Here is a 19,879-nt window from a genome sequence, read left to right as displayed (position 1 = left end):
TTGAGCAGCCATGACCGGGCGTATCGTGCACCCGGTCGATGGATCGATTCGCGCAAACCCAATCCATGCGCGCCGCAGTGATCCGCAATCTGGAGCAAGTCGTGAGTTCTCAAGTCGTTATCGTGGGCGGCGGGGTAATCGGTAGTTCTATTGCCTATTTTCTGCGCGCATCCGACCCAACGGTTGCCGTTACCGTGTTCGAGCGCGACCCGAGCTATGCGCGCTCGTCGTCGGCGCTTTCTGCCGCATCGATCAGGCAGCAGTTTTCCACGCCGTTGTCGATCCAGATGTCGCTGTTCGGCATCGAGTTTCTGCGCGGCATTGGCGAGCGGCTCGAAGTGAACGGCAGCCGTCCGTCGATCGATCTGCACGAGGGCGGCTATCTTTTCCTCGCCACCGAGGCGGGCGCTGCGACGCTGCGCGAGAATCACGTGCTGCAAACGCGTCTTGGCGCGGACATCGAACTCATGTCGCGCGATGCGTTGCACGCGAAGTTTCCCTGGCTCAACGTCGAGGATCTCGCAAGCGGCGCGTATGGCCGCAGCGGCGAGGGCTGGTTCGACGGCTACGGCCTCGTCCAGGCGTTGCGCAAGAAGGCGCAGTCGCTCGGCGCGCGCTATGTGCCGGCCGATGTGACCGGCGTCGTGCGTAGTGGCCGCAAGGTCACGCACGTGATCGCGAGCGACGGCGAACGCCACGCGTGCGACACGCTCGTGAACGCAGCCGGCGCGTGGGCGCGCAAGCTCGCGGAAATGATGGACATCGACATTCCGGTTTATGCGCGCCGCCGCAGCATTTTCAACGTGTCGTCGCCGGCGCGGCTCGCCGCGTGCCCGTTGCTGATCGATCCGTCCGGCGTGTACTTCCGCCCCGAGGGCAACACATACATCACCGGAACGTCGCCGGGCGCGGAGAACGACCCGAACGATCTGCCGCTCGACGAAGTCGATCACGCCATCTTCGACGACGTGATCTGGCCCACGCTCGCGCACCGCGTGCCGGGCTTCGAGGCGCTGCGCGTGGAGAACTGCTGGTCCGGCTATTACGAGTACAACGTGCTCGACCAGAACGCCATCATTGGCTATCACCCGGCCATCGACAATTGCGTGTTTGCCAATGGTTTCAGCGGGCACGGTCTGCAGCAGGGGCCGGCAACCGGGCGCGGCGTGAGCGAACTGATCCTCAACGGCCGCTACACGACGCTCGATCTGTCTTCGCTCGACTGGTCGCGGGTACTGGAAAACCGGCCGATCGTCGAAAAGAATGTCGTGTGACGGCGAGTAGTCGGGCTACGCAAAAAGTGAGTCCGTGATCTGACCACAATCGAAGCTTGTCCGCCGCCGCGCTTAACCGCCATCGACTCCATGTCCGCCATGTACGATTTCACTGCGCCCTTCCAGCATCCCGCCGGTTCGCCCATTCGCGAGCTTTTCAGGTACCTGGGAGAACCAGGCATGATTTCCTTCGCGGGCGGCTATCCTGCCAGCGATCTGTTCGATGCCGACGGACTGCAGGCGGCAGCGGGCGAGGCATGGCAGGCGCCCACGCGCTGCCTTCAGTACGGGCCGACCGACGGCTTGCCCGAATTGAAAACGCAGTTGCTCGCGTTGATGGCGCGCCGCGGTGCGACCTGCGCACCGCAGGAGCTGCTCGTCACCACAGGGTCGCAGCAAGGTCTCGATCTCTTGTTGCGCGTGCTGCTTGGTCCGGGCGACACGGCCTTGACGGAGCAGCCCGCCTATCCGGCCACGCTGCAGGCGCTCCGGCTCCAGCAGGCGCGTGTGGTGACGGTGCCGGTAGACGGCGACGGTCTCGACGTGGACGAACTCGCCGCGCGCCTCGCTTCGGGCGCGATTGCACGACCGAAGCTGCTGTACACGGTGCCGACCTTCGCGAATCCCACCGGGGCCACGCTCACGCGCGAGCGGCGCCTTGCGCTCTTGCGTCTCGCCGTCCAGTACCGTTTCGTGATCGTCGAGGACGATCCGTACGGCGATCTGCGTTTCGCGGGCAACGCGGTGCCGTCGATGCTGGCGCTGGCAAGCGAGGTGCACGGTGCGCGTGATTGGGTCGTGCATTTCTCCAGTCTCTCGAAAGTGGTCGCGCCTGGCTTGCGCGTTGGCTGGACCGTCGCGCCTGCCGAAATCACGCGGCGCTGCGTGATCGCCAAGCAGACCGTCGACCTATGCAGTACGCCATGGACCCAGGCGATCGCCGCGCACTATCTGGAGGCAGGTTCGCTCGAACGGCATCTTCCGCACATCACGCAAGCGTATCGGCGCAAATGCGCAGCGCTTTGCGATGGTTTGCGCGCGCAATTCGGCGACGAAATCGCGTTTCATCAGCCCCAGGGCGGCATGTTCGTGTGGGCGCGCATTCCGGGTGTGTCGATCGATGCGCTCCTGCCGAACGCAATTGCGAACAAGGTGATTTTTGTTCCGGGCAAGGCGTTTTTCGCTGACGAGCCGGACACGGCGTCGCTGCGCCTTTCGTTTGCTGCGCCGAACGTGGATGAAATTCGCGAAGGCGTGGCGCGGTTGAAGCGGGCCACGCATGCCACGCGAACGCCGGAGGTGACGTCGGCACCTGTCTGAAGTTCGCGCGATTCAAGTGCCGCGCGCGTCCCGTTCGCATGCCGCCGCCGCACGCAGCGAAGCGCTCCGCGCGACAGGGCAATCGCCTGATTGACAGTCCAAATGTTGGCTTCCTGTTATGAATACAATCGATTGCCATTGTTTGAGTCGCGCCGTCGGAGCGGGGCGCGGATAATGTGATTGCCGCCGCGCACTTCCTAAAGGAGTAGTCGTGGAATTGACCGACTTCGACACACTGACTTTTGACTGCTACGGCACGTTAATCGACCGGGAAAGCGGCATCTTCGCCGGCCTCAAGCCTCTGATCGAACGGGCCAGGGTGCCGCTGTCGAGGGACCAGAGCAACGCAAGGTTGCAAGTAGCGTTCGACGCAATTTTCACTGCGGAAGGTATCGGCTCGTACAAGCCATCGCCGCGAAACTTCGAATACATGCTCGAGAAGCTGGGCGAGCGTGGCATCAAGAAGGCAAAAATCCTTCACACTGCCGAAAGTCTTTTCCACGACCACAAGCCTGCCAGTGAGTTTGGTCTGGCGTCGTGCTGGATTTACCGCCGTTATTCGCAGCCGGGCTTTGGCGCGACCATGAATCCGGGATGGCAGCCGAACGTCGCCTTTCGCTTCAACAGCATGGCGGACTTTGCGAAGGCGCATCAGGAAGCCGCGGCGAAAAGGTGAGGCAGTATCGATGCACACGCCTGCCGAACAACAATCGCTGAGAGCACGCCTTGCACAGGCGCGCCGGCTACTGGCACTTGCGCAATCGGGATTGCACTACGCGACGAGCCCGTTCGACAAGGAAAGGTACACGGAAATCGCCAGCATCGCACATCAGCAGCTCGCGGAAATGGCGTCCATGCAAACGGGCGATGTCGCCGCGCTCTTTGCTTTCGAAACGGGATACGCGAATCCCAAACTCGATGTCAGATGTGCCGTCTTCAATCCGTCCGGTCAAATCCTTCTCGTGCGGGAGGCCGTGGATGGTTTGTGGTCCCTGCCCGGCGGCTGGGCCGACATAGGCGTTTCGCCCGCGGAAAACGCGGCAAAAGAGGCTCGTGAAGAGAGCGGATACACGGTGAACATCGTCCGGTTGCTGGCCGTGTGGGATATGCTCAAGCACGGACATCCGCCTTCCGTGTTTCACATCTGGAAGCTGGTTTTCCTGGGGGAAATCGTGCGCGCGGGCGAAATATCCGGAGCCGAAACCGACGCCGTTCAGTTCTTCGATGTCGATCACCTTCCAGCCTTGTCGCAGGGCCGGATTCTGCCGGAACAAATTCGACGACTGGACGTACTGCGCAATAACAACGACGTCGAATTCGACTGAAGTTTCTCTTTCACGCCTCGCCGCGGGCAGCTAACGAAGATGCTTTCAGGCGGCGCCGGAGTGTTCCGTTCTGATCGTTGCGAGGCGGCTGCCGGCAAACGGGTCCTGGCGCCAGTCCACGCTTGGGGTTTTCACTGGCTGCTGTTCGGCCGTCTCGCCGATCGCGAAATGCTCGAGCGACTGCCCCGCGCTCGTCGCCTGCACCACCCATCGCGGGGCGTCGCCCTTGCCGTCCCACGTGTGGCCAGCCGCATCCCGGTAACGTGCGGCGCGCATTTGCGCGGCGTCTGCAGCAATTGATGCGGCGATATCTTCGGGTTCAATACCAAATTCGGCCATCCGACGCCGCAGATAGGCCACAATGCTTTCTCGTTTTCGTTCGTCCATTTCTAGTTGTGCTTCGCTCTGAATGCAACGCTTGAGCAGAATATAGCGCAAGTCGCGTGCCGCCAGGATATCACAGCTTGAATAGGCGCCCCCGGCGGCTGTAGCGAAAGGCCTGGCGGGGAATCAGGTGTTCAGCTTCTGGGCGCGCTCGGCTTCATGTTCTGCGGCCCGTTCCTCCGCATGCTTTTTCGCAACGTGATGCCCCACGATGCAGCCGCCAACGGCCCCGGCGACGGCGTGGTGGCCCGCATAATGTCCGGCTACGCCGCCGACGACAGCGCCTTTCAGGCAGCCGGCGGCATGTGCGGTCCCGGCTGCCGCCAGTCCTAACGTGGCAGCCGCGGCAAGCATTCTGATTCGATTATTGACGTTCATGATAAACACTTGTGTGAAATATTAGCTTTGGAGCCGGCTCAATCGCCCCAGCGGCCGTTGTTGTGCCACTCGCGCCCGCGCCTTTGGTGTTCGCGCCGCTCGTGTTTCCGGCAAGCACGGTTCGGAGTGTAGGTGGTGAGCCCGGACACAGGTGCAACGGCGGTGCGAGTTTCGTAACGGCGCGTTATTTCGAGTGTTGCGATACGCAAAAGAGCGCGGACGCTCATTTACAGCGTTCCGCGCTAATGGGCGCCACGAGAGGGTACCACGAGGAGCAAGCGGCTAGCGGACAAGGAACCCGTAAGTCAGAGGGTCGCGCTCGTCCACGATCCAGGTCGCGAAGCCGCACACGAACGCCTTGCCTTCGATTTCCGGAATCACCGCCTCGAAGTCGCCGACGGTCGTCTCGCTGAGCACGCGTCCCTTGAAAACCGTGCCGATAATGGATTCGTTCACGAGGGTCTCGCCTTTGCCGAGTTTGCCGCGCAGGTACAACTGGGCGACGCGACCACCTGTGCCGGAGCCGGTCGGCGAGCGGTCCACTTCACGGTCCGCGAACACGCAGCAGTTGGCTTGCGTCGAGCCTTCGTGCCGCGGTGCGTTGGCGATGATGGTGCCGTAAATGTGATTGATTTCGGGGATCCCGGGATGCTCGACAGGGTAGGCCTGGTTCGCGGCTTCCTTCACCTCTGCGCCGAAGCGGATCAGTTCCTCGACCGACGATTCGCGCACGGCGAGGCCATGCGGTTGACCGTCAGTATAGAAGTAAAACGCGCCGCCGAAAGCAATGTCGCCTTTCACCGTGCCAAAGGACGGCGTCTCGACAGTCACATCCCGCTTCCAGATGAACGACGGGACGTTCACGAATCGCACGTTGCCGGCGTGTTCGCCATCCCACTGAACGAATGCTTCGATAAAGCCACACGGAGCATCGATGCCGACACGCGTTTCCGGAACACGGCGTTGCACCCAGCCAAGCTCGACCGCTGCGGTGGACAGCGCGATCACGCCATGTCCGCAGTGGTCGCTATAGCCCTCGTTGTGGAGGAAGATGATGCCGAAGTCGGCGCTCGGGCTGACCGGTTCGGTCAGATAGCCACCGTACATATCGGCGTGACCGCGCGGCTCGAACATCAACGCAGTGCGGATTTCGTCGGCGTTTTCCTTCAGCCACGCACGACGCTTCACGATCGTGTCGCCGGGCAAGCGAGGCAATCCGCTGGTGACGATGCGGAACGCTTCGCCGCCGGTATGAACTTCGACTGTCGAAATGGTGCGAGTAGTCTTCATGATGTTTTTAGCAATTGGGTCATTGGCCGTACGGAACCGGCAGGCCGTCCTTGACGATATGGACGGTCGTCGGCGCGCCCACGAGGTCGCTGCCTGCGATGCTATCGTTCTCCGTTTCTTCTTCATCGGCATATCCATGACTTTTACCTCCCATGATATGCCCCGCCCACAAAATGACGGACAGGTCCCGGCAAGCGAATTTCGCCGCCGTATACGACTCGCACCAGGTTCGCGAAAAAGGCAAACCGCCCGCACCATCGCCCAATCAACCCGCGGTCGAAGAACTAAGCAGCGTTGTGACGTTCTGTTCGCGTGACAAGACGCATATCATGCACGACAAACTCATCGTGACGGATAGGGGGATAGACAAGGTCGAATAGTCCCGAGGAGAAGGCGCGGATTGCATTGGCATCGGATCCGGCCAGTTGATGCAATCGCTCCAGTGGCTGCGCAGTCATCGCGCACGCCTCGCACACCGCGCTCGTAGCGCGTTGCCGGCTAGAAGTCCAGTGTGAATTGAGGCGACTCGTTACCAGAAACCTCTCCAGCGGCCTGGAGATTGCCGGCCTTGACTCCCAGCAGCCTGATGGATTTGACGAGCTCGACTCGTTTCAGGCACTCAGTCGCCGCGCGCCGCAACGCTTTCGCGTCGTCAATGGGCTCACGAAGCGTTATGTCACGTGTTACTGTCTTGAAGTCATTGAAGCGCAGCTTGATGCCGACCTTCCTTGCCAAATAGCCCTTGCGCTGGAGATCGAGTGCCACCTGTTCGCATAGGCGGGTAAAAGCTGCGCCCAGTTCCTGCCGGTGCCGCACAGCGTGCAGGTCGCGCTCGAACGTGGTTTCGCGACTCATCGAGACGGGCTCGCTATACGTCACCACAGGCCTGTCATCAAGTCCGTGTGAGACTCTGCGAAGCCACGCCCCGTAGCTTCGTCCAAAGTGCTCGATGAGCCAACGCTCGTCGCGCGCCGCGATCTCGCCGATCGTCGTTATTCCAAAAGACGCAAGCTTGGCGGCTGCCTTGGGGCCGATACCGTTGATCTTGTTTGCGGCCATTGGCCAAATCCTGGATTGCACGTCCTCTAGCGTCAGGATTGTGATGCCGTCGGGCTTTTGCATATCGGAGCACAGCTTTGCAAGCAGCTTGTTTGGCGCGATTCCGACGGAGCATGTGAGATTGGTTGCTTCGAAGACCGCGGACTTCAACTTGCGCGCGATGACCTCTGCATCGCCACTCGTGAGCGAAACATCTGCGTAGACCTCGTCGATTCCAACGTCTTCCATGCTCGGACTGATTGACCGGACGGCATCTTTGAACAGCCGCGAGTAAGTTCGGTAGAGGTCAAAGTTCACTGGAAGGAGGATCGCATCTGGCGCTAACCGTGCGGCCTTCATGGCGGGCATCCCGGAATGAACGCCAAATGCGCGAGCCTCATAGGTCGCAGTCGTCAGGACGCCTCTGCCCACATAGTCACGCAGCCGCGAGAACTCGCGCGTGCCGTCCGGCTTCATTCGGGGCGCATCCGGGCGGCGACCGGCAACCACCATGGCCTTGCCTCGTAGTTCGGGATACTGCGAAAGTTCACACGACGCAAAGAATGCGTCCATGTCGATGTGGGCTATGCGCCGATCATCTGGCATGCCTTGGTACTCAAAAATGGCTTTCGATGGCTCCGCGCGACCCACACACTACGACGACGCGTTTGCGTTTTGCGGAATTCACTGGAACTGTGCATTTATACAGTAATTTTGTCAGGGCACTGAACCGGATTCGGGGATTTTTTTGAGCGAGGAAGGGTTCGCAAACGTCTCTTTCATCGGTGCCGCCGCTCTGAATGCGGAAACAAAAAAGCCCGCCGGCGTAGCGGGCTGCTGCGACCGGGCCGGCGAAACAGCCCGTTATGGTGTCAGTCTTCGCGCGGGTGAAAACGCCGGTAGACGCTCCAGATCGCCACGCCGGCGATCACGATAATGGCGGTGAGAATAAGCATGTTCAGTCCTCTAGTTGCTTGCCTGTTTCGTAATGCTTCAATGCTAAGGAGCATGCGTACGCGCGACGAGTGGCGGGACGTCGCGAATCGAGTACCTGGTCGAATTCCGGTCCGCCACCCAATCCACGCGTCGACTCCCAGGTTTACTTTGCATGCGAACTACCCATATACTTCGCATGCAAACTAAATTTCAGGAGAGTACCCATGAGCGCGGAAATTCACGTTGATCAAGCCGACGGCATTCTGACGATTATGCTTGCCCGACCGGACAAGAAGAATGCATTGACGAATGAGATGTATGGCACGCTGGCAGACCTCATCGAGAACGCAGAGCATGACAGCCACGTCCGCGTATTGCTGATGCAAGGGGACGGAGATAGCTTTACCGCCGGCAACGATGTGGGCGAGTTCGCAGCAATCGCATCGGGTAAGGAGCCCGGTGAGCGACATGTGCATCGCTTTTTGCATGCCCTCGCGAAGTCGAGCGTGCCCATCATCGCGGCGGTCCAGGGCAAGGCGGTCGGTATCGGCACCACGCTTTTGCTGCACTGCGACTACGTTCTGCTCGCGCCAGACGCAGAATTGATCACTCCGTTCGTCAATCTCGCGCTCGTCCCCGAGGCGGCGTCCAGCTACCTGCTTCCGCTGCGCGTCGGCTACGTGCGAGCCTTCGAGATGTTTGCGCTGGGCGAGCCGCTCGACGCGCAAACTGCCGTCGCGTGGGGCCTTGCCAACAAGGTCTGCGCAAGAGGTCAACTACGCGACGATGCACGCAGGATGGCCGAAAGAATCGCCGCCAAGCCGGCCGGTTCACTGAGCGCCATGAAAAAGCTGATGCGTGAAGCCGAGACGCTGGTTGCGCAAATGGACAGCGAGAGCGCGAAGTTTCAGGAGAGGCTGACGAGCGCCGAGGCGAGGGAGGCATTCGCGGCCTTTGTCGAGAAGCGCAAGCCGGACTTCACCAGGATTGCCCAGCAGTAAGGCCTTGCTGACCGGCCACCGTCGAGGTTACGCGTCGCCGTCTTCGGCGAGTGGAAACCTGGTCTGCAGGCTGGTCAGCCACCGCGCCACGACGTCGATCTCCGCTTCTGTAAATCCTTCGGTCAATCTGGCGTTCAAGTCCTTCATGCGAAGCTTCGACTTTTGGCGCGCGGTGCGTCCTGCCTCTGTCAACCACAGGCGCGACACCCGGCCATCGGTCTCGTCAGCCCGACGTTCGATCAACCCTGCCTTTTCTGTGCGGTCAGCGAGACCGCTCATGCCTGGTGCGCCCAGATCCAGCGCAGCAGCGGCTTCGCTCATGAGCGCGCCGTCGCGATCACCCAAAAAAAACAGCAGTCCCGCCTGGGCTGCTGTGACGCCGCCGCCGGCAGCGCGCGCTTGCGACCACCGTTGCAGTCGGCGCTGTCCGACATTCAATAGATAGACGAGGCGATGTTTCATTTCCGCGCAGATAAAATTGTGCGATTTAGTTCGCGTGCGAATTATATCATGCGATGATCGGCACTTTCGAAAGGGCGCGTAGACGTTGAGCGGCTTCCGATTAAAGGAATGGCGAATTGTTCTCGATCGCGCGTGTCAGCAGGTTTGCTTCTCTCCCGCTTCGGATAACGGGTAAGGACCTGCTCAATGAGTGTGAAGGGGGCGAAGAACGCGACGAGGCTTTCACGCCGATAGTCAAACGACTTATCGATCTTGAAATAGAAAGTCATGCTTCCCGCTATCTGGCGCAAACTAATTCGACACAAAACGTTGTATTCGTCATCCGATGTGGCATAGTGGGAAAACTAACTTATCAAGGGAAAAGCACGAATGACGACGCTCCAATCGATTCAGGCAAGAATCGCGAAGCTGCAGGCTCAAGCAGAATCGCTGGCGACAACGAAATCGTCGGCGGTACTCGAGAAGATTCGCGGCCTGATGGACAAGCATGCCGTGACGGTTGCTGACATTGAGGCATTTATCGGCAAGCGGCGAGGCCGCAAACCGGGAAAGACCGTTGCAGCGAAGCAGGGCCCGTCGGCAGCAAAATATCGCAATCCTAAAACTGGCGCGACCTGGTCCGGCCATGGTCGTGCTCCCGCGTGGATTGCAAATGCAAAGGACCGAACCCGGTTCCTGATTGCAGGCGCGGCACCGAAATCGGCTGCTGCTGTTGCTGTGAGGGCGCCTAAGGCAGGTAACTACGTGCGTGGACCGCAGCCGCCGAAATATCGTGACCCGAAAACCGGCGCGACGTGGTCCGGCCGCGGCATCGCACCGGCATGGCTCGCTGGCGCGAAGGACCGGTCGAAGTTCTTGATCGAAAAGGCTGAGCCCGCAGCGAAGACGGCCAGGGGGCCGGCAGCGAAGAAGGCCGCTGCAAAAAAGAACACTGCAACGAGGAAGGCGGCTGTCAAGAAGGTATCTGTGAAGGCGGCGGCATCGCCGGCGCGTAAAGCTGCACCGAAGAATGGCGCAGCGGCGAAATTGCCGGTTGTCCGAAAAGCCCGCGCGCCGAAGCTTGCGGTGCAGTCGGCGCCTGTCGAAGTTGCCGCGCCCTCGGCCGCCACTGAAGTTGCGAGTACGGCCGCTGCAGCCTGAGTGAGTGGTACACACCGGGCTGGAACTGCTTCCAGCCCGATTCACGGGTTACCCATGGCGGGACCGCTTGAACGCATGGGGTATGGAAGGCGAAGGGCGGCACGCGGAAAGGGAACTTGCGCGTCAACGCATCTTTTCTTTCGCCACGCCAATCCGAAAGCGGGCCGATGAGCATCCGCGTCGCTTCTTCCGGTATATTCATGTCACGATTCCGCTTCTCTTAGGCACGTATGACGCCAATACCGCGCCGCCCTGCGGGAAGGCGTTGCTGGTGGCTTGCCTCGCGTTATGTCCCACTGCAGTTGTCACGAGGGCAATAACAGCTATGGACTCGAGCAGCGAATTTTCCTATTTCGCGTACGGTTCCAACATGTCGGTACGACGCCTCGTCGCGAGGCTGCCGTCAGCGAGGGTTGTCACCACGGGGTTCGTGACTGGCTACAAACTCGCATTCGACAAATTGAGCAAAAAGGACGGCTCGGGAAAGTGCGATTGTGAGCACACGGGAAACGGCGGTGACAGAGTCTACGGCGTCATTTTCTCGGTGGTGCGTGGCGAACGGGAGGCGCTCGACACATTCGAAGGAGCCGGTAAGGGTTACGAGCCTTTGAGTGTCCGGGTTGAGACCGCGACTGGCGGAGTGTATGCGCTGACCTACGTCGCTACGAAGAAGCAGCCTGGTCTTCAGCCATATCACTGGTACAAACAGCATGTGTTGGTGGGTGCGAGAGAGGCGAATTTGCCTGACGACTACGTGCGAGCCATCGAAGCCGTTGTTTCTATCGACGATCCCGATTCAGCCCGAACCGAGACGGAGCTTCGGGCTTACTCGGCTATCTGACTGATCCCGGCGCGACTTATTCGGGCCGGGATGGGGGCATGCCAAAGCGCCTGGAAGGCGAAGTCGCCTATCCAGACGCTCACACCGTATTGGGGTGTGCAAGCCCAGCTTAGGTATTGACACTCCTGTTTCGAGAAACCAATAGCGAACGGCTGATCCAGCCGCCGAAGGCGCTAGTGAAAAACGATTGCGCCATTGTTCGCACTTGCGGTACTGGACGAATTCATTATCGACCTTTCAGCACGCGTGCGGACCAATCAGGATATCGAACAGAATTGCTCGCGCTGACCGACGCTCTCAAGTTTGACTGCGTATTTCGTCAAACGAACAGCGAGCGAGTTGATCGACTGGGCGCGCTTCGTTCGACATGCGCCACATCTGTCCCGACTTGCAACATCCGGCAACACCAGTGGTAACATTTGTTGTCATCCACCGCCCGAGCGACGCATGCCAGACAGTTTCGACCAGCTCGCCGCGCTGATCCGCGCGCGTTTCTCCGACCTGAGCCCCCAGTTCCAGACCGGCGCTGCCTTTCTGCTCGACCATCCCGACGAAGTGGCCGTCTCGTCCATGCGCAAAGTGGCCGAGCGCGCTCGCGTGCAGCCCGCTTCGCTAGTGCGGCTTTCACAGCAACTGGGCTTCCCGGGCTGGAACGAACTGCGCGACCTGTTCGTCGCACGTGTGCGCACGCGGCCGGAGCCGCTTTCCTCGCGGGCTCGCTCACTCGTGGCGGGCAATGCGAAGGACGGCCTCGCGCGCGACCTGCTCGTGGCGCAACAGCACAATCTGGAGGCGAGCGCCGCGCACAACGCACGTTCGACGGTCGAGGCGGCGCGCGTATTGCGCCGCGCGAAGCACGTGCACGTGGCGGGCTTTCGCTCGTGCTACGCGGTGGCGTTCGGGCTCGTCTACGGTTACCGCCTGTTCCGGCCTTCGGTTTCCTTGCTGGGCGGCGAGGCGGGGACGCTCGAGATGCAGTTGCTCGGCATCGAACGCGACAGCGCAACGATTGTTGTCAGCTTCGCACCGTATTCGGTCGAGGCGGTGCGCGTGGCCGAGGCCGCGCTCGCCAAGGGCAGCCGTCTGATCGCGATTACCGACAGTGCCGTCTCGCCCATTGCGCTGAACGCCGACAAGGCGCTGATCTTCACGCACGAAAGCCCGTCGTTTTTCCCTTCGCTCGTGGCGGCGACGGCGTTGGCCGAGTCGCTTGTCGCCCATCTGCTGGCGCTCGAAGGCTCGGGCGCAGTCGCGCAGCTCGAACAGGCCGAGAGGTCCCTGAACGCACGCGGCGCTTACGTGCCCTGAGCGCCGCCCCGGCAATTCTCCGTCATTTCATGCCTGTTTTTCCGCAGATGGATGGCGTCGTGAGACGGCATCCGGCATTGTCGCGTTTGTATCTATCTCATTTGTTGTAATATATATTTATATTGACAACATATGTTGTTGAGGCGTATAAAGCCCACTATAGAAAGAGGTAGACCCATACCGGTAGCGAAGCGAGAAAACAGATGCAGGAACTCAAGACATTCCGCGGGCCGGTCTTCCGGGTAGCCGGCTCGCCCGAGGCGATCGGCCGGCAGCTAGGCGCACACGTGAAGCCGATCTTTGCCGACTACATGGCGCAAAGCAGCGCCTGGCAGGCGGTGAGCCTCTGGCGCGGCAGTGCATTCGCGCAGCAGTTGCGCGCCGCAGCCACACACCATTTCGCGGCCTATGTCGCGGAAATCGACGCAATGGCGCATGCGCTGGACTGGTCCGCGGACGACCTGTTCCTCTGGAATTGCCGCGGCGAACTGATCCACAACGCGCCGGACGGCTGCACGACGCTTGCAGTGTGCACGCCGGACGCAGGCCTCATTGCGCACAACGAAGACGGCGACCCTTGGCTGCATGGCCGCTGCGGCCTGGTTGAGGTGCAACCCGAAGGAAAGCCCGGTTTCGTGAGCTTCTACTACCCGGGCTCGCTGCCTGGGCATACCTTCGCGGCCACGCGCGCGGGACTTGCGCAAGCAATCAACAACGTGCGCATTCGCGAACCGCGCGTGGGCGTGCCGCGCATGATTCTCGCGCGCGCCGTGCTCGATTGCGCGACGCTGGGAGAAGCCCTCGCGCTGCTGCGCGACACGCCGCGCGCGAGCGGCTTCCACCACACGATCGGTGGGACCGACGAGGCGGGCGAGGCGCGTGTATATAGCGTCGAAGCGACCGCGCAGCGTTCTTCGGCGCGTGAAGTGAGCACGCCCTCGGGACATGCGAATCACCTCATCCACACGGGTTGCGAGCGTGAGGTGCAGATCGTCACCGATTCGTCGCGCGATCGTCAGGCCCGTCTCGCCGAACTGTTGCCCGCGCTTGGCGCGCAGCCCGGCGGCGCGGCCTTCGTGCAGGTGCTGCAGGATCGCGCGGGCGCTGGCCTGCCGATCTTCCGCGACGACCCGCACGACCCCGACGGCGAAAACACGCTCGCCACCGCCTGCATGCGCGTCGAGCCGCGCGGCGTGGCGTTCGACGTCTGGCAGGGCGGCGAGCGCACGCTCGGCCGCTTTATCGATTCGAACGCGCGCCATGTAGACGGCGCGACTCGTTAATCATTCACGGACTTGATCGAGGACACATATGACCAAGGTGTTTCACCGGTTGCCAAAGCTTACCTTGCCCGTCGCGGTCGCGGGCGAAGGCATCGAAATCATCGATTCCGGCGGCAAGCGCTACATCGATGCAAGCGGCGGCGCCGCTGTCTCATGCCTCGGCCACAGCAACCAGCGCGTGATCGACGCGATCAAGCGTCAGGCGCAGCAACTGCCGTACGCGCACACCTCGTTCTTCACGACCGAGGCCTCGGAGCAACTGGCAGATCACCTCATCGCCGCCGCGCCCAAAGGGCTCGACCATGTGTACTTCGTGTCGGGCGGTTCGGAGGCGATCGAGGCTGCGCTCAAGCTCGCGCGCCAGTACTTCGTGGAGAAAGGCGAACTCGCGCGCCGGCACTTCGTCGCGCGCCGCCAGAGCTATCACGGCAACACGCTCGGCGCGCTCGCGATCGGCGGCAATGCGTGGCGCCGCGAGCCGTTCCTGCCGATCCTGATCGAATCGCATCACGTGAGCCCGTGCTATGCGTACCGCGAGCGCAACGAGGACGAAACCGACGAGGCCTACGCCCAGCGTCTTGCCGACGAACTCGAGCAGAAGTTTCTGGAACTCGGCCCGGAGACGGTCGCGGCTTTCGTCGCGGAGACCGTGGTGGGCGCAACGGCCGGCGCGGTGCCGCCCGTGCGCGAGTACTTCCGCAAGATCCGTGCGGTGTGCGACCGCTACGGCGTGCTGCTGATCCTCGACGAGATCATGTCGGGCATGGGCCGCACCGGGCATCTGTTCGCCTGCGAAGAGGACGGCGTTGCACCGGACCTGCTGACGATCGCGAAGGGCCTGGGCGCAGGCTACCAGCCGATCGGCGCGGCGCTCGTGAGCCAGCGCATCTACGAGACGATCGTGGGCGGCAGCGGCTACTTCCAGCACGGCCACACCTATATCGGCCACGCCACGGCATGCGCGGCGGCGCTCGAAGTGCAGCGCGTGATCGCCGAAGAGAAGCTGCTCGATAACGTGCTCGCCCGTGGCGAGCAACTGCGCGCGCGTCTGCGCGAGCGTTATGCGGACCATCCGTACGTGGGCGATGTGCGCGGTCGCGGCCTTTTCGTGGGCGTCGAGCTGGTGAGGGACCGCGCCACGAAGGCGACCTTCGACCCGGCGCTCAAGCTGCACGCGGCGATCAAGCGCGAGGCGTTCGCGCGCGGCCTGATGGTTTATCCGATGGGCGGCACCGTGGACGGGCGCAACGGCGACCATGTGCTGCTCGCGCCGCCTTACATCTGCACGGAGCAGAACATCGACGCAATCGTCGAGCGGCTTGCCGCCGCGCTCGACGGTGCGCTCGACGCAACGGGTGTGAAGCGTCCGGCATAAGCTTTGCCATATGGCATTGAAGTGCAACTAACTGTCAGCCGCGCGCGGCAACCGCAGTCGCGGCGACCGCAAACGGTCGCACGCGACCTGCCATGACCTCCAACGGAGTCCTTCCATGACGCAAAATCCGACCTCGCGGCTTCCCGCATTCGACGCTGCCCAGGCTTCGCCGGGACAGAAGGCGGTGCTGGACGAGATTCTTTCGGGTCCGCGCGGCAACCTGAACGGCCCGTTCCTGGGCTGGATCCACAGCCCGGAACTGGCGCAGCATGCGCAGCGCCTTGGCGCGTTCTGCCGCTACCAGACGGGCCTGCCGCTGCGCCTTTCCGAGCTGGCGATTCTCGTCACGGCCGCGCGCTGGCAGGCGCAGGCCGAGTGGTACATCCACTATCCCATTGCGCTGAGGGCGGGCGTGCCCGGGGCGCTGGCCGAGCAGATCCGCATGGGCGTAACGCCCCAGTTCGACGAGCCCGACGACGCGCTGATCTATGCGTTCACGACCGAGCTGTACGACGCGAAGCGTGTGTCCGACGCGACCTATGCGCGTGCCGTCGAGCGCTTTGGCCACGAAACCACGATCAATCTGGTCGGACTGCTTGGCTACTACGCACTCGTTGCGATGACGCTCAACGTCTTCGGCATGCGCGCCGAAGGCCAGACGACGTTGCCGTTTGCCGAATAAGCGCGGCCGACCGCGCCCTGCACACGCGCCGCCCCATCCGGTTTTGCCGGATGGGGCTTTTTTTGCACTGCAATTCCATTTAAGTAAGTGACAGCCGTATTTCAACCGCATGAATTTTGCGGCCACCGGGTAAAACATGAGGATTTGCCCGCAGACAGGCAGTTCGAGTGCGGCGCGAGCGAATTAATCGAACGGACGGTTTATTGGTGCAGAAAACGTTTCCACTCGCTGTGACCGGGCTTACGGGTTCTGGACGAAATCGTTAATGCAATCGCCGCATGCCATGTTTATTGCCGCTGCATTGCGGTATTTTGTGGCCGAGGATTCGAAATAATATGACTGTTTCGTGGAGAAACCTTGCCCGGTAGCTTTTGCCAGCCATGTGCGGCTTTCCGCGTAAATTGTGCGGGACGGGATTAAACGGCTGTTTCACCGTGCGTCGAATAACAGGGTTTTCAGCAGGTTTAATGAAAACCACTTGCGCGCATTAATTCGAGTTGTTAGTCTTGCCAAACTTATTAATGACCGCGCCATTCTCATTATCGAAAGGGCGGTAGGAAGCCGGGGTGCTAACCCGCGCCCGGTTTTTTTCTCTGTGCGACTTTTTTAACGGGGAACATCATGCTTGATACGACCATCGACGTAGCCGAAAAGCCGCTCGCTGCCATGGCCGGAATTGGCGACGTTGTCACCCTGAAATCGGGCGGCCCGCGCATGACCGTCATGTATGCCGGTCCGGTTGGCTTTGCCAGCGGTCACTGGCTGATCTGCCAGTGGTTCGACGAGCACGGCGAACTGCGCCAGGACATGTTCGCTCAGGACATGGTGCAGATCGAGCCGCGCTCGATTCCTGCGGCGTTCGTCAAGATGCGCAGTCCGGCTGGCGGAAGGGCCGTCGGCGGGATCTGAGGCAGACCCCGAGACGGACCTGCGAACGCGCGCACGCGTCGCAGGCGTGCCAAATACGGACAGAGGCAGACGAACCAGCGGCCGGGCCAGAAGCGCCCGGCCGTTTGCTTTATCGCTGGCCTTCGGCGGCGATACGCACGGCGAGTCCGGCCAGCACCGTACCCATGAGCCAGCGTTGAAGCTTGAGCCAGCCCGGCCGGTTGCCGAGAAACGTTGCTATCGTGCCCGCCGTCATCGCAACGGCTGCATTCACGCTGATCGAAAGCGCGATCTGCACGCTGCCGAGCGCGATGGACTGCGCGAGCACGCTGCCGTGCTGCGGGTCGATGAACTGCGGCAGCAGCGACAGATACAGAATCGCGATTTTCGGATTCAGCAGGTTCGTGACGAACCCCATCAGAAAGAGCTTGCGCGGGCGGTCGGCGGGCAGCTCGCGCACCTGGAACGGCGAGCGGCCGCCGGGCTTGAGCGCCTGCCACGCAAGCCAGAACAGGTAGAGTGCGCCGCCCAGGCGCAGCGCGTCGTAGGCGAACGGCACGGCCATGACCAACGCGGTAATGCCGAAGGCGGCGCACAGCATGTAGAAGACGAAGCCGAGCGCGACCCCGCCCAGGGAAATCAGACCTGCCTTGCGGCCCTGGCAGATCGAGCGCGAGATCAGGTAGATCATGTTGGGTCCGGGCGTGAGCGCCATGCCGAGTGCGACGGCGGCAAAGGCGAGCAGCGGGGCGGCGTGTGGCATGACGGGGCTCCGTGTCGAGGGTTGCTGGGGTTGCTGTCAGGTGCAGGGTGACTCGAGCTGTGGGTGCAGGCTTGTGCGCTTCAGCGTCACATTGCGCGATTAAAGCGGCGCCGCCAATGCAGCTTGATTCCCGGTGATTATTTCATGCGACGGCGGCGCTTGCGCGCCATGGCCTGCAACGTTGGCCAAACGGATAAGCCGCGACAGCCTCAATGCGGAGAACGCTTGCTTTCGGCGGCGCGCGTTTCACGCGCCTGGACCCGATCGTCGAGCCGGCGCGAGAAGAGCAGCATGCCTAGCCGGCGGCTGCGCACCCTGGTCTGGCCGCCGAGATCCTTCGGCGGATTCGGCTGAAGCGACCAAAAGAGCGCCAGCAGCCAGCCGAGCAGCGTCCATCCGAGCACGGCATTGAAGACCGCGATGACCAGCAGGTCGTGACGCTGGCGCCTGTCGGCGATCAGCGCCGGGAGAAAGTAGAGCGCGACCACCGCTGCGAGAACGACGATCTCGAAGACGGAACGGCTCACCATATTTCCATTCTCCAGAAAAAAGGGCGGAATATGTCCGATTCATCATTGTCGCGCGGATTGGCCTTGAGCGCACGCCATGTCCTGGCCGAACGGCCGACGTTGGGCGCGAGGGCTGTCGGCGGGCAGGGGTTCGGGTCTATCATCGGGTTTTTCATCGCTGGGAACCCATACCATGATCACCGACTCGTCCGAGGCTACCCGCCAACTCGACCACGACGAATTGCGCGCCTTCGTCGAACGCAAATGGCATGACGAGATCGTGCCCGCGTTGACCGACTACATCGCGGTGCCCGCCAAGAGTCCGGCATTCGACCCGCAATGGGCGCAGCACGGCTATCTCGAGCGCGTCGTGCAGGAGGCCGCGAAGTGGGCGGAGCAGCAGCCGGTGCGCGGCCTGAAGCTGGAGATCGTGCGCTTGCCGGGCCGCACGCCGGTGATTTTCTTCGAGGCGCCTGCCACGCGCTCGGGAAGCAGCGAGACGGTCGTGCTCTACGGCCACCTCGACAAGCAGCCGGAATTCGCAGGCTGGCGCAACGACCTCGGCCCGTGGACACCGAAGCTCGAAGACGGCCGCCTGTACGGTCGCGGCGGTGCTGACGACGGCTACGCGATCTACGCGAGCGTCACGGCGCTCGCCGCGCTCGACGCGCAAGGCATCGAGCGTCCGCGCTGCGTGGGTCTCATCGAAACCTGCGAGGAGTCGGGCAGCTACGACCTGCTCCCTTATGTCGATGCGCTGCGCGAGCGGCTCGGCAACGTCGGTCTCGTCGTCTGTCTCGATTCGGGTGCGGGTAACTACGACCAGCTATGGCTTACCACGTCGCTGCGCGGGCTCGTGGCGGGCGACCTCGAAGTCGAGGTGCTCGAGGAGGGCATTCACTCGGGCTCTTATGGAGGCATTGCGCCGTCCAGCTTCCGCGTGATGCGGCAGCTCTTCGAGCGTCTCGAAGACGCCGCGAGCGGCACGCTGCTGCCCAAGGGTTTCCATTGCGCGATTCCCGCGCAACGCTTGAGCGAAGCCGAGGCCACGGCGAAGATCCTTGGCGAGAGCGTCTGGAAGGGCCTGCCTTGGGCATGCGGCCAGGACGGCCGGCGCGTGTTGCCCACCACCACGGACCCGCAGCAGGCGCTGCTCGATTCCACATGGCGGCCCTCGCTTTCGGTCACGGGCGCGGCGGGCCTGCCGGCGCTCGCCGACGCCGGCAACGTGCTGCGGCCGCGCACGGCGTTCAAGCTCTCGCTGCGTTTGCCGCCGCTAGTCGAGGCTTCGAAGGCCGTGGCCGAACTGAAGGCGCTGCTCGAACTCGATCCGCCGTATAACGCGAAGGTCACCTTCAAGCCCGACGCGGGCGCGGCCAACGGCTGGAGCGCGCCGGAACTCGCGCCGTGGCTCACCGAAGCGCTCAACGCCGCCTCGCGCACGCATTTCGGCGCAGACTGCGCTTATCTCGGCCAAGGCGGCACGATTCCGCTCATGAACGTGCTGCAGGCAGGGTTCCCCAAGTCCCAGTTCATGGTGTGCGGCGTGCTCGGCCCGAAGTCCAACGCGCACGGGCCGAACGAGTTCCTGCATGTTCCCTATGCGAAGAAACTCACGGCTACGGTGGCCGAAGTGATCGCCGCGGCGCCTTGACTGGCCCTTGACTGGCCCTTGAGCGGCT

20 protein-coding genes are annotated in these 19,879 nt (G+C 62.2%); 13 read left to right on the top strand and 7 right to left on the bottom strand.

Annotated features, from left to right (window positions below; all coding sequences use genetic code 11):
• Positions 1-101: 101 nt before the first annotated feature.
• The 4 genes from C7411_RS14985 to C7411_RS14970 all read left to right on the top strand — a co-directional run bounded on the left by C7411_RS14985 (position 102) and on the right by C7411_RS14970 (position 3,919).
• Entirely contained in the window at positions 102-1,274 is a 1,173-nt protein-coding gene (locus tag C7411_RS14985) for an NAD(P)/FAD-dependent oxidoreductase (protein WP_110385076.1), read from the top strand.
• 99 nt (positions 1,275-1,373) lie between these two features.
• On the top strand, positions 1,374-2,594 hold the full coding sequence (locus tag C7411_RS14980; RefSeq protein WP_110385047.1) for an aminotransferase-like domain-containing protein: 1,221 nt from the start codon (positions 1,374-1,376) through the stop codon (positions 2,592-2,594).
• A gap of 211 nt (positions 2,595-2,805) precedes the next feature.
• Complete coding sequence (locus C7411_RS14975) at positions 2,806-3,270, top strand: HAD family hydrolase (protein WP_110385046.1); 465 nt, start codon at positions 2,806-2,808, stop codon at positions 3,268-3,270.
• A 10-nt stretch (positions 3,271-3,280) separates the two neighbouring features.
• Positions 3,281-3,919, top strand: a complete 639-nt coding sequence (locus C7411_RS14970; RefSeq protein WP_110385045.1) for an NUDIX hydrolase — start codon at positions 3,281-3,283, stop codon at positions 3,917-3,919.
• 45 nt (positions 3,920-3,964) lie between these two features.
• Here the strand turns inward: C7411_RS14970 and C7411_RS14965 are convergent, their stop codons facing one another.
• From C7411_RS14965 to dinB, 4 genes are all read right to left on the bottom strand, one after another.
• Positions 3,965-4,306 (bottom strand): H-NS family nucleoid-associated regulatory protein, encoded by a 342-nt coding sequence (locus C7411_RS14965; RefSeq protein WP_110385075.1) that lies wholly within the window; start codon positions 4,304-4,306, stop codon positions 3,965-3,967.
• A 123-nt stretch (positions 4,307-4,429) separates the two neighbouring features.
• On the bottom strand, positions 4,430-4,681 hold the full coding sequence (locus C7411_RS14960; protein ID WP_081771614.1) for a hypothetical protein: 252 nt from the start codon (positions 4,679-4,681) through the stop codon (positions 4,430-4,432).
• Between the two features lie 282 nt (positions 4,682-4,963).
• Entirely contained in the window at positions 4,964-5,971 is a 1,008-nt protein-coding gene (gene lhpH / locus C7411_RS14955; protein ID WP_110385044.1) for a trans-3-hydroxy-L-proline dehydratase, read from the bottom strand.
• A gap of 498 nt (positions 5,972-6,469) precedes the next feature.
• Positions 6,470-7,615 carry a DNA polymerase IV gene (gene dinB / locus C7411_RS14945; RefSeq protein ID WP_110385042.1) on the bottom strand — a complete coding sequence of 382 codons (1,146 nt, stop codon included), beginning with the start codon at positions 7,613-7,615 and terminating at the stop codon, positions 6,470-6,472.
• Between the two features lie 554 nt (positions 7,616-8,169).
• Between dinB and C7411_RS14940 the strand changes: the two genes are divergently transcribed.
• Positions 8,170-8,946 (top strand): enoyl-CoA hydratase-related protein, encoded by a 777-nt coding sequence (locus tag C7411_RS14940; protein ID WP_110385041.1) that lies wholly within the window; start codon positions 8,170-8,172, stop codon positions 8,944-8,946.
• A 27-nt stretch (positions 8,947-8,973) separates the two neighbouring features.
• Here the strand turns inward: C7411_RS14940 and C7411_RS14935 are convergent, their stop codons facing one another.
• Positions 8,974-9,408, bottom strand: coding sequence for a MarR family winged helix-turn-helix transcriptional regulator (locus tag C7411_RS14935; protein ID WP_110385040.1), 435 nt, complete (start codon positions 9,406-9,408; stop codon positions 8,974-8,976).
• A gap of 369 nt (positions 9,409-9,777) precedes the next feature.
• Here C7411_RS14935 and C7411_RS14925 point away from each other — a divergent pair, with 369 nt between their 5' ends.
• From C7411_RS14925 to C7411_RS14890, 7 genes are all read left to right on the top strand, one after another.
• A complete protein-coding gene (locus tag C7411_RS14925; RefSeq protein ID WP_110385039.1) occupies positions 9,778-10,548 on the top strand; it encodes an H-NS family nucleoid-associated regulatory protein in 771 nt (256 codons plus the stop codon).
• 82 nt (positions 10,549-10,630) lie between these two features.
• A complete protein-coding gene (locus C7411_RS14920; RefSeq protein WP_243413164.1) occupies positions 10,631-11,389 on the top strand; it encodes a gamma-glutamylcyclotransferase family protein in 759 nt (252 codons plus the stop codon).
• A 447-nt stretch (positions 11,390-11,836) separates the two neighbouring features.
• On the top strand, positions 11,837-12,697 hold the full coding sequence (locus C7411_RS14910; RefSeq protein ID WP_110385073.1) for a MurR/RpiR family transcriptional regulator: 861 nt from the start codon (positions 11,837-11,839) through the stop codon (positions 12,695-12,697).
• A gap of 203 nt (positions 12,698-12,900) precedes the next feature.
• Positions 12,901-13,980 carry a C45 family autoproteolytic acyltransferase/hydrolase gene (locus C7411_RS14905; protein WP_110385038.1) on the top strand — a complete coding sequence of 360 codons (1,080 nt, stop codon included), beginning with the start codon at positions 12,901-12,903 and terminating at the stop codon, positions 13,978-13,980.
• Positions 13,981-14,008: 28 nt separating this feature from the next.
• On the top strand, positions 14,009-15,355 hold the full coding sequence (locus tag C7411_RS14900) for an aspartate aminotransferase family protein (protein WP_110385037.1): 1,347 nt from the start codon (positions 14,009-14,011) through the stop codon (positions 15,353-15,355).
• A 115-nt stretch (positions 15,356-15,470) separates the two neighbouring features.
• Complete coding sequence (locus tag C7411_RS14895) at positions 15,471-16,037, top strand: carboxymuconolactone decarboxylase family protein (RefSeq protein WP_110385036.1); 567 nt, start codon at positions 15,471-15,473, stop codon at positions 16,035-16,037.
• 621 nt (positions 16,038-16,658) lie between these two features.
• Positions 16,659-16,946, top strand: a complete 288-nt coding sequence (locus C7411_RS14890) for a YodC family protein (protein ID WP_110385035.1) — start codon at positions 16,659-16,661, stop codon at positions 16,944-16,946.
• 109 nt (positions 16,947-17,055) lie between these two features.
• On the opposite strand, the gene C7411_RS14885 is transcribed toward C7411_RS14890, so the two are convergent.
• Together C7411_RS14885 and C7411_RS14880 are read right to left on the bottom strand one after the other, a co-directional pair.
• Positions 17,056-17,688: a LysE family translocator gene (locus C7411_RS14885; protein ID WP_110385034.1), complete on the bottom strand. Its 633-nt coding sequence runs from the start codon at positions 17,686-17,688 to the stop codon at positions 17,056-17,058.
• Between the two features lie 209 nt (positions 17,689-17,897).
• A complete protein-coding gene (locus C7411_RS14880) occupies positions 17,898-18,218 on the bottom strand; it encodes a superinfection immunity protein (protein WP_110385033.1) in 321 nt (106 codons plus the stop codon).
• A 172-nt stretch (positions 18,219-18,390) separates the two neighbouring features.
• On the opposite strand from C7411_RS14880, the gene C7411_RS14875 reads away from it, so the two are divergent.
• Positions 18,391-19,851, top strand: a complete 1,461-nt coding sequence (locus C7411_RS14875; protein ID WP_110385032.1) for a M20 family metallopeptidase — start codon at positions 18,391-18,393, stop codon at positions 19,849-19,851.
• The last annotated feature ends 28 nt before the right edge of the window (positions 19,852-19,879 follow it).

It is taken from the genome of Paraburkholderia silvatlantica, from assembly GCF_003096715.1.
Lineage (GTDB): Bacteria > Pseudomonadota > Gammaproteobacteria > Burkholderiales > Burkholderiaceae > Paraburkholderia > Paraburkholderia silvatlantica.
This window is presented reverse-complemented; position numbering and strand designations above follow the sequence as displayed.

Coding starts and splice junctions, on each gene's coding strand:
- C7411_RS14980 (WP_110385047.1), top strand. CDS start 1,374: ATGTACGATTTCACTGCGCCCTTCCAGCATCCCGCCGGTTCGCCCATT.
- C7411_RS14970 (WP_110385045.1), top strand. CDS start 3,281: ATGCACACGCCTGCCGAACAACAATCGCTGAGAGCACGCCTTGCACAG.
- C7411_RS14965 (WP_110385075.1), bottom strand. CDS start 4,306: ATGGACGAACGAAAACGAGAAAGCATTGTGGCCTATCTGCGGCGTCGG.
- C7411_RS14960 (WP_081771614.1), bottom strand. CDS start 4,681: ATGAACGTCAATAATCGAATCAGAATGCTTGCCGCGGCTGCCACGTTA.
- lhpH (WP_110385044.1), bottom strand. CDS start 5,971: ATGAAGACTACTCGCACCATTTCGACAGTCGAAGTTCATACCGGCGGC.
- dinB (WP_110385042.1), bottom strand. CDS start 7,615: ATGCCAGATGATCGGCGCATAGCCCACATCGACATGGACGCATTCTTT.
- C7411_RS14940 (WP_110385041.1), top strand. CDS start 8,170: ATGAGCGCGGAAATTCACGTTGATCAAGCCGACGGCATTCTGACGATT.
- C7411_RS14935 (WP_110385040.1), bottom strand. CDS start 9,408: ATGAAACATCGCCTCGTCTATCTATTGAATGTCGGACAGCGCCGACTG.
- C7411_RS14925 (WP_110385039.1), top strand. CDS start 9,778: ATGACGACGCTCCAATCGATTCAGGCAAGAATCGCGAAGCTGCAGGCT.
- C7411_RS14920 (WP_243413164.1), top strand. CDS start 10,631: ATGGAAGGCGAAGGGCGGCACGCGGAAAGGGAACTTGCGCGTCAACGC.
- C7411_RS14910 (WP_110385073.1), top strand. CDS start 11,837: ATGCCAGACAGTTTCGACCAGCTCGCCGCGCTGATCCGCGCGCGTTTC.
- C7411_RS14905 (WP_110385038.1), top strand. CDS start 12,901: ATGCAGGAACTCAAGACATTCCGCGGGCCGGTCTTCCGGGTAGCCGGC.
- C7411_RS14900 (WP_110385037.1), top strand. CDS start 14,009: ATGACCAAGGTGTTTCACCGGTTGCCAAAGCTTACCTTGCCCGTCGCG.
- C7411_RS14895 (WP_110385036.1), top strand. CDS start 15,471: ATGACGCAAAATCCGACCTCGCGGCTTCCCGCATTCGACGCTGCCCAG.
- C7411_RS14890 (WP_110385035.1), top strand. CDS start 16,659: ATGCTTGATACGACCATCGACGTAGCCGAAAAGCCGCTCGCTGCCATG.
- C7411_RS14885 (WP_110385034.1), bottom strand. CDS start 17,688: ATGCCACACGCCGCCCCGCTGCTCGCCTTTGCCGCCGTCGCACTCGGC.
- C7411_RS14880 (WP_110385033.1), bottom strand. CDS start 18,218: ATGGTGAGCCGTTCCGTCTTCGAGATCGTCGTTCTCGCAGCGGTGGTC.
- C7411_RS14875 (WP_110385032.1), top strand. CDS start 18,391: ATGATCACCGACTCGTCCGAGGCTACCCGCCAACTCGACCACGACGAA.